The 6,818-nt window shown below is 42.6% G+C and carries 5 protein-coding genes, 16 tRNA genes and 2 rRNA genes; 21 read left to right on the top strand and 2 right to left on the bottom strand.

The window, feature by feature from the left end:
• From PQ578_RS17890 to PQ578_RS17795, 20 genes are all read left to right on the top strand, one after another.
• A 23S ribosomal RNA gene (locus PQ578_RS17890) occupies positions 1 to 124 on the top strand; the annotation flags it as partial.
• Positions 125 to 368: 244 nt separating this feature from the next.
• Positions 369 to 485, top strand: a 5S ribosomal RNA gene (rrf, locus tag PQ578_RS17885).
• 9 nt (positions 486 to 494) lie between these two features.
• A tRNA-Asn gene (locus PQ578_RS17880) sits at positions 495 to 569 on the top strand.
• 1 nt (position 570) lies between these two features.
• Positions 571 to 662: transfer RNA gene (locus PQ578_RS17875), tRNA-Ser, on the top strand.
• Positions 663 to 686: 24 nt separating this feature from the next.
• Positions 687 to 761 (top strand) — tRNA-Glu (locus PQ578_RS17870).
• Positions 762 to 779: 18 nt separating this feature from the next.
• Positions 780 to 855, top strand: a tRNA-Val gene (locus tag PQ578_RS17865).
• 8 nt (positions 856 to 863) lie between these two features.
• Positions 864 to 939, top strand: a tRNA-Asp gene (locus PQ578_RS17860).
• A gap of 159 nt (positions 940 to 1,098) precedes the next feature.
• Positions 1,099 to 1,175 (top strand) — tRNA-Met (locus tag PQ578_RS17855).
• Positions 1,176 to 1,260: 85 nt separating this feature from the next.
• Positions 1,261 to 1,336: transfer RNA gene (locus PQ578_RS17850), tRNA-Phe, on the top strand.
• A 4-nt stretch (positions 1,337 to 1,340) separates the two neighbouring features.
• A tRNA-Thr gene (locus tag PQ578_RS17845) sits at positions 1,341 to 1,416 on the top strand.
• Between the two features lie 70 nt (positions 1,417 to 1,486).
• A tRNA-Tyr gene (locus PQ578_RS17840) sits at positions 1,487 to 1,571 on the top strand.
• 7 nt (positions 1,572 to 1,578) lie between these two features.
• Positions 1,579 to 1,652 (top strand) — tRNA-Trp (locus tag PQ578_RS17835).
• 16 nt (positions 1,653 to 1,668) lie between these two features.
• Positions 1,669 to 1,744, top strand: a tRNA-His gene (locus tag PQ578_RS17830).
• Between the two features lie 4 nt (positions 1,745 to 1,748).
• Positions 1,749 to 1,823 (top strand) — tRNA-Gln (locus PQ578_RS17825).
• Positions 1,824 to 1,830: 7 nt separating this feature from the next.
• A tRNA-Gly gene (locus PQ578_RS17820) sits at positions 1,831 to 1,905 on the top strand.
• Between the two features lie 9 nt (positions 1,906 to 1,914).
• Positions 1,915 to 1,989: transfer RNA gene (locus tag PQ578_RS17815), tRNA-Cys, on the top strand.
• A gap of 27 nt (positions 1,990 to 2,016) precedes the next feature.
• Positions 2,017 to 2,106, top strand: a tRNA-Leu gene (locus PQ578_RS17810).
• Positions 2,107 to 2,139: 33 nt separating this feature from the next.
• Positions 2,140 to 2,224, top strand: a tRNA-Leu gene (locus PQ578_RS17805).
• 150 nt (positions 2,225 to 2,374) lie between these two features.
• The gene (locus tag PQ578_RS17800; RefSeq protein WP_273835782.1) at positions 2,375 to 3,010 is read left to right on the top strand and encodes a DUF421 domain-containing protein; all 636 of its coding nucleotides are present in this window, start codon (positions 2,375 to 2,377) and stop codon (positions 3,008 to 3,010) included.
• A 101-nt stretch (positions 3,011 to 3,111) separates the two neighbouring features.
• Positions 3,112 to 3,813, top strand: a complete 702-nt coding sequence (locus PQ578_RS17795) for a DsbA family oxidoreductase (RefSeq protein ID WP_273835781.1) — start codon at positions 3,112 to 3,114, stop codon at positions 3,811 to 3,813.
• A 40-nt stretch (positions 3,814 to 3,853) separates the two neighbouring features.
• Here the strand turns inward: PQ578_RS17795 and yvfG are convergent, their stop codons facing one another.
• Entirely contained in the window at positions 3,854 to 4,075 is a 222-nt protein-coding gene (gene yvfG, locus PQ578_RS17790; RefSeq protein ID WP_273835780.1) for a protein YvfG, read from the bottom strand.
• A gap of 274 nt (positions 4,076 to 4,349) precedes the next feature.
• Positions 4,350 to 5,018 carry a B3/B4 domain-containing protein gene (locus PQ578_RS17785; RefSeq protein ID WP_273835779.1) on the bottom strand — a complete coding sequence of 223 codons (669 nt, stop codon included), beginning with the start codon at positions 5,016 to 5,018 and terminating at the stop codon, positions 4,350 to 4,352.
• An 82-nt stretch (positions 5,019 to 5,100) separates the two neighbouring features.
• On the opposite strand from PQ578_RS17785, the gene PQ578_RS17780 reads away from it, so the two are divergent.
• The gene (locus tag PQ578_RS17780; RefSeq protein WP_273835778.1) at positions 5,101 to 6,795 is read left to right on the top strand and encodes an ABC-ATPase domain-containing protein; all 1,695 of its coding nucleotides are present in this window, start codon (positions 5,101 to 5,103) and stop codon (positions 6,793 to 6,795) included.
• The last annotated feature ends 23 nt before the right edge of the window (positions 6,796 to 6,818 follow it).

Here is a 6,818-nt window from a genome sequence, read left to right as displayed (position 1 = left end):
GATGAGATTTCCCACAGCATTAAGCTGGTAAGATCCCTTAGAGATGATGAGGTAGATAGGTTCGGGGTGGAAGCGTGGCAACACGTGGAGCTGACGAATACTAATCGATCGAGGGCTTAACCTAAAACGAAAAGCGAAGTAAGCCGTTTAAATCCGACAAGCGTTGGAGGCTTTTGAATCAGACGCGCTTTTTGCGTCAGAATCAAAAGGTGAAACGATCGAGGATTTGGCTTACGTAGCTGGACACATTATTGGAATACGTTGTGCGTGCTATCTAGTTTTCAGGGAATAAATTTTTTCTTGAAAAACATGATGAAATATAGTATGATATATTTTGTCGCTGGCAAATCAAAAAATGTGAAAATTAGTCTGGTAATGATGGCGAAGAGGTCACACCCGTTCCCATGCCGAACACGGAAGTTAAGCTCTTCAGCGCCGATGGTAGTTGGGGGATCTCCCCCTGCAAGAGTAGGACGTTGCCAGACTGATATTATTCCACAGTAGCTCAGTGGTAGAGCTATCGGCTGTTAACCGATCGGTCGTAGGTTCGAATCCTACCTGTGGAGCCATGGAGAGCTGTCCGAGTGGCCGAAGGAGCACGATTGGAAATCGTGTAGACGGTCAACGCCGTCTCGAGGGTTCGAATCCCTCGCTCTCCGCCACTAGCCTACATAAATAGCAGCAAAGGCCCGTTGGTCAAGCGGTTAAGACACCGCCCTTTCACGGCGGTAACACGGGTTCGAATCCCGTACGGGTCACCAATATTATTTAAACTCTGTGGAGGATTAGCTCAGCTGGGAGAGCATCTGCCTTACAAGCAGAGGGTCGGCGGTTCGAGCCCGTCATCCTCCACCATTTTCTAAGGTCCCGTGGTGTAGCGGTTAACATGCCTGCCTGTCACGCAGGAGATCGCGGGTTCGATTCCCGTCGGGACCGCCATTTTAAACTTTCATATTATCGCGGGGTGGAGCAACAAGCGATACTTCCTTGAAACAGCATCGAGTTGTTTCGACGGATACGCTTCGGAGCATAACCTTGTAGAGAAAGAAACAGTGCTCAGCGTAATGAGCAGGTGCAGCATCATTTCATTCACATTATCGCGGGGTGGAGCAGTTCGGTAGCTCGTTGGGCTCATAACCCAAAGGTCGCAGGTTCAAATCCTGCCCCCGCAACCAATTAATTTTATCTGCGTCGATTAATCATCGTTGCTAAAATTAGAATCTAGTCCTGGTAAGGACAACCAATTAAATTTTAAAACATGGCTCTGTAGCTCAGTCGGTAGAGCAGTGGACTGAAAATCCACGTGTCGGCGGTTCGATTCCGTCCGGAGCCACCATGTTGCCGGTCTAGCTCAATTGGTAGAGCAACTGACTTGTAATCAGTAGGTTGGGGGTTCAAGTCCTCTGGCCGGCACCATTTTCTCGAAATGAGATCAATTTCCATTGCACTTTCATAAGATATGTATTACAATGGTAATTGTTAATTTGGAGGGGTAGCGAAGTGGCTAAACGCGGCGGACTGTAAATCCGCTCCCTCAGGGTTCGGCGGTTCGAATCCGTCCCCCTCCACCATTTTTATAGGGGTATAGTTTAAAGGTAGAACAGAGGTCTCCAAAACCTCCGGTGTGGGTTCGAGTCCTACTACCCCTGCCAATTTAATTCTTTTATGGCGGTTGTGGCGAAGTGGTTAACGCACCGGATTGTGATTCCGGCATTCGTGGGTTCAATTCCCATCAGCCGCCCCATTTTTGGGCTATAGCCAAGCGGTAAGGCAACGGATTTTGATTCCGTCATGCGCTGGTTCGAATCCAGCTAGCCCAGCCATTTTGTTGCGGAAGTAGTTCAGTGGTAGAACATCACCTTGCCAAGGTGGGGGTCGCGGGTTCGAATCCCGTCTTCCGCTCCATTTTACAAAGGCGGCATAGCCAAGTGGTAAGGCACGGGTCTGCAAAACCCTTACGCCCCGGTTCAAATCCGGGTGCCGCCTCCAATCTTAATATTTTTTCTTTAAAGTCCTGCCGGAGTGGCGGAATTGGCAGACGCACAGGACTTAAAATCCTGCGGAGGGTGTACCTCCGTGCCGGTTCGAGCCCGGCCTCCGGCACCACTTATTTTTTGCCTAAATTAAACATGGTACTTTGCCGGTGTGGCGGAATTGGCAGACGCGCACGACTCAAAATCGTGTTCCGAGAGGAGTGTCGGTTCGAACCCGACCACCGGTACCATTACATACGTAATTTCAAGACTTCAACGTTCTCGTTGAGGTCTTTTTTGTATATCTTAACCTTTATATTCTTATTTGAGTGAAACCAGATTTAACTAACTAGAAAACGGCATACTAAGCGATAGAATTAAATATAGCTAGGAGGCTGTTTATGGATTTCGATCTACTTTGGAAAGCTGTGTTAATTGTGATCGGGGGAACGTTGCTCTTACGTGTGGCTGGTCGTAAATCGATCTCCCAAATGACGCTTGCCCAAGTTGTCATCATGATTGGGATTGGCTCATTACTTATTCAACCCATTGTAGGTAAAAACGTGTTTACGACACTTTTAGTAGGCCTGGCACTTGTTTTAACTCTCGTTATTGTTGAATATAGTCAGCTGAAATTTGATTGGCTAGAACGGTTTATTACTGGGCGCTCAAAAATTCTAATTAAAAATGGGATACTCCAAGAAAATAATCTTAAAAAATTACGCTTTACTGTTGATCAGCTTGAAATGAAACTAAGACAATCACAAATTCACTCTATCTCGGATGTAGCTGATGCCACGTTAGAGCCAAATGGCCAGCTTGGATTTCAGCTTAAAGAATCGAAGCAACCCGCGACCAAGGAAGAGGTCGCCAAGATCTACGAAGAGTTAAAGAACCTTAATCAAGTTATCCAAGGTTTATCAAACAGTCCTGTACTAAAAACACATCCGGCAAATTCTGTTGATAAAAAATCCACTTTATTTGATGAGGTGGGGTCAAATGTTCATAATCCACCAGTACCTAGTAAACTTCAATGATTCATTGGGAAGACCTTGTTGAGCAAATTCCTGCTCATTTTAAAATAGAGGTGATAAAATATAAGTACGTAAAAATAATGATAAACTGAAAGAGTGATTTGATGAGAATTGAAGTATGGTCTGACTTTGTATGTCCATTTTGCTATATAGGGAAAAGACGTCTTGAGAGTGCGCTTCAGACTTTCCCACAGCGTGATCAAGTAGATGTCGTTTTTAAAAGCTTTGAACTTGATCCGAATGCGAAAGAATCTAATGGGGAAAGCATGGCTGAGCTTTTAGCAGCGAAATATAATGTGAGTCTAGAACAAGCTCAAGGTATGTGTGAGAATATGAGGCAACAAGCTGAAGGAGAAAACCTTACGTATGATTTCGATCAAATGATTCCAACGAATTCATTTGATGCCCATCGTCTAGTTCACTATGCAACAGAGCATGGTAAAGGTAATGAGATGTCAGAACGTCTTTTTTATGCCTTCTTTACTGAATCCAAAAATATCAGTGATCATGAAACACTTGCTTCACTTGGTGAGGAGCTTGGGTTAGACGCTAAGGATATAAAACGTATGCTAGGAACTGAAGAGTTTACGAAAGAAGTTCGCAGTGATGAAGCAATGGGAAGCCAACTAGGCATCCAGGGTGTACCGTTCTTTGTATTTGACGGTAAATATGCGGTGTCAGGTGCTCAGCCCGTAGAAATGTTTAAACAGGCCGTTCAGAAGGCCTGGGGAGAAGGTAACCAGCTTGAGGTCGTTGGTGGTAATACAGAAGCGTGTTCTGCTGACTCATGTGATTTTCCTAAATAAAAGCGTAAGAAAGCTCTCTTATTGAAAAGAGAGCTTTTTCTTATACGTCTGTATTTTCTTGTTTAATCGTTTTGTAAGCTGAATCAAGGTTACGAATGCGACGAACAATTTCAGAGTTTTTGTTAAGGTTGTCATAGATCATAGAAGAAACGACAGAACGATAATAGCTATTCATTGCCTCTAATTTTGAGAATACATCTCGGTTTTTTTGTATGTATTGTCGAAAATTTTCTTCGAAAAATGGTGTAGAGAATGGTTCCATATGCGTTCTCCTTTCTACTGATAGTTCCGATTATAGATGGACATTTAGAAGGCGTCAAACCTGATACTGTGCGTATAGGTCTAATAATAATGAAATGAAAGAATTGTTTTGTTAAGAAATTATGAAAAATGTGTTGTTTCTTACATACGTTCTATGGTATTCTATCTACATCAGCGAGGATTGTAGAAATTCCTCGAATTTTCACCATTGACCCAACGCAGTGTTTCGTTAATATTAACGAAGCGTTGCGTTTTTTTATGTCTGATAGATTCCTTTAAATGGAAATTCCATTTTCAACATGACCACCATGAATCTGATGAAACATTTCAGCAGAAGCGTTTACAAGTTTTTTACATTCTGATAAGGGTAGTGACGGTTGGAGATAAAAGAGCTGAATCGCGTTAGTTGAATTTTCCGTCACAGCCGTTCGTTTAGAATCGACAATTGGACTTCCGAACGCACCTCTTTGATCGGACGAATGGAGTTTGTTATTAAAAGAGACCTCACGACCATTTAAACCATCATAGAAGGTATTATTATCTCCAATATCGATCGTAATATCTCCTTCGATTTGATCAAGATCGTAGATTCCAATTGGAATTTTGTATTGAAGCGATAGTAAGTTGTTGATGTCGGCAGCAGAGTGAACGAGAGGTATCGTACTTCCTTTTTTTAATCGTCGTAAGAGAGATTCAGAAGAGGGACGATATCGAGCAGGATCCGTACCGAGTTTTTTGAAAATGGATCGCCATTCTGAAACGGCGGAAAACGAATTGAGATCGATCCCTTCAAGGTCCATCATCATTGTTTCTTGATAAAATTGAAAGCGACCGCGTACCATTTGCGGTGACTTTTCAACCACGATATTATGATAAATAGCATAACCAATTTTAAAATCAGGATAAAGCTCTTTAATAGATGGAGCGAGAGTAATATTAGTCATCACACTTTCCTCCTACTTCATATTTTCCGTTCATTTTACCATATACCAAATTTTGAAGCTTAAAAGGAGGTTTGCCTCATATATGAAAGAACTAAAAAAACAGCTAGAACGCATTGATGGAAAAGGGTATAAGGCATACAAGGACATTAAAGGACGCTATAATTTTAATGATTTTACCCTTGCGATTGATTATGTTCAGGGAGACCCGTTCGCAAGCCCTTCTCGGATAAGAATCATCGTTCCTCGTACGAAAACAATTATAGAACGTGAATGGTTTGAATCGTCTGTGAGGAGAGTCCGAACGGAAGATTGGATTGCGCGAGAAGTAGGAGGGGCCATTAAAAAGACAGAGAAGCATACAAAAGGCACCGGGAAAAGTGGATTGCTCTTTATCGATCAACCTGGTCAAAAGGTCATTGAGCGAGCCTCTGTGAACCTCACAGAGGAAGTCATTACAATTTGTCTATCAATTGGATTACCCGCTCAAGGTAGGAAAGTTCTTGGCAGACAGGCGCTTGACTTGCTTTTGCATCGTATTCCAGACGTTATGAAAAAATCTGTCTTTGCACTAAATAAAGATCACATTGTTAAGGCGCTTTTTCTAGCAGATCAACAGGAGGCGATTCGTGACTACCTCACTGAAAACGGATATGTTAGCTTTGTAGCAAATGGAGCTATTCTGCCACGTGAGAGTGGGGTTAGCGATCGTCCTATGCAGCAAAAGGCCGTCCAATTTGAATCGCCTGAAAGTATGGAAGTATCTCTTAAGATTCCACATCGGTCAGAACCTTTAGCAGGGATGGCGGTAAAAGAAGGGATTACTTTAATTGTTGGTGGTGGTTACCATGGAAAAAGTACCCTCTTGCATGCTATGGAGCATGGCGTCTATGATCATATTTCAGGAGATGGAAGAGAGTATGTGCTCACAAATCACCACGCAATGAAGATTCGTTCAGAAGATGGGCGTCAGGTGACTGGAGTTGATATATCGCCATTTATCAACAATCTTCCATATGGCAAGGATACACGGTCTTTCACATCTGAAAATGCTAGTGGAAGTACGTCACAAGCTGCGAATATTATAGAAGCCTTAGAAGCTGGTGCAGATACGCTTCTAATTGACGAAGATACGAGTGCAACAAACTTTATGATTCGAGATTATCGGATGCAACAGTTGGTAGCAAAAGAAAAAGAACCCATTACGCCATTTATTGATCGTGTAAAGCAATTAAGTACAGAACGACACATATCAACCGTACTTGTTATGGGTGGATCTGGGGATTACTTTGAGGTAGCTGATCAGGTCATTTTAATGGAAAATTATCGTCCATTCGATGTAACCAAAAAAGCTAAAGAAATTGCGCAAGAATCGGCCCGCCAAAAAGAAGGTGGAGAAACGTTTGGTGATGCAAGAAAGAGAGTACCTGAACGGAGTAGTTTGAACAGTCAAAAGGGAAAGAAATCGAAAGTGACTGCTCGAGGACTGCACCAAATTCAATATGGTCATACGGAAGTTTCCTTTCTTCAAGTAGAGCAACTTGTTGATCCCAGCCAAACAAGATTTGCTGCTGATGTTCTTCATTTTCTTGAAAGAAATCAGACGTTAGGAAATAAGTCGATTCCTGAGCTATTGGACTTCATTGAAGAAAGAATAAATAGTGAGGGGCTAGGTTCCTTTTCGTTATTTCAAGATCAGCATCCAGGGGACATTGCTCGAATTAGAAGAACGGAAATGGCAGCGATATTCAATCGGATTCGAACGTTAAAAATAAAATAAACTCACGCCAATAAAGGAAGGAG

Origin of the sequence: Guptibacillus sedimenti (assembly GCF_028610665.1) — a bacterium.
GTDB classification, from domain to species: Bacteria; Bacillota; Bacilli; order Bacillales; family Guptibacillaceae; genus Guptibacillus; species Guptibacillus sedimenti.
This window is presented reverse-complemented; position numbering and strand designations above follow the sequence as displayed.

Excerpts from the sequence above, each read along its gene's own strand:
- PQ578_RS17800 (WP_273835782.1), top strand. The coding sequence starts at position 2,375 with ATGGATTTCGATCTACTTTGGAAAGCTGTGTTAATTGTGATCGGGGGA.
- PQ578_RS17795 (WP_273835781.1), top strand. The coding sequence starts at position 3,112 with ATGAGAATTGAAGTATGGTCTGACTTTGTATGTCCATTTTGCTATATA.
- yvfG (WP_273835780.1), bottom strand. The coding sequence starts at position 4,075 with ATGGAACCATTCTCTACACCATTTTTCGAAGAAAATTTTCGACAATAC.
- PQ578_RS17785 (WP_273835779.1), bottom strand. The coding sequence starts at position 5,018 with ATGACTAATATTACTCTCGCTCCATCTATTAAAGAGCTTTATCCTGAT.
- PQ578_RS17780 (WP_273835778.1), top strand. The coding sequence starts at position 5,101 with ATGAAAGAACTAAAAAAACAGCTAGAACGCATTGATGGAAAAGGGTAT.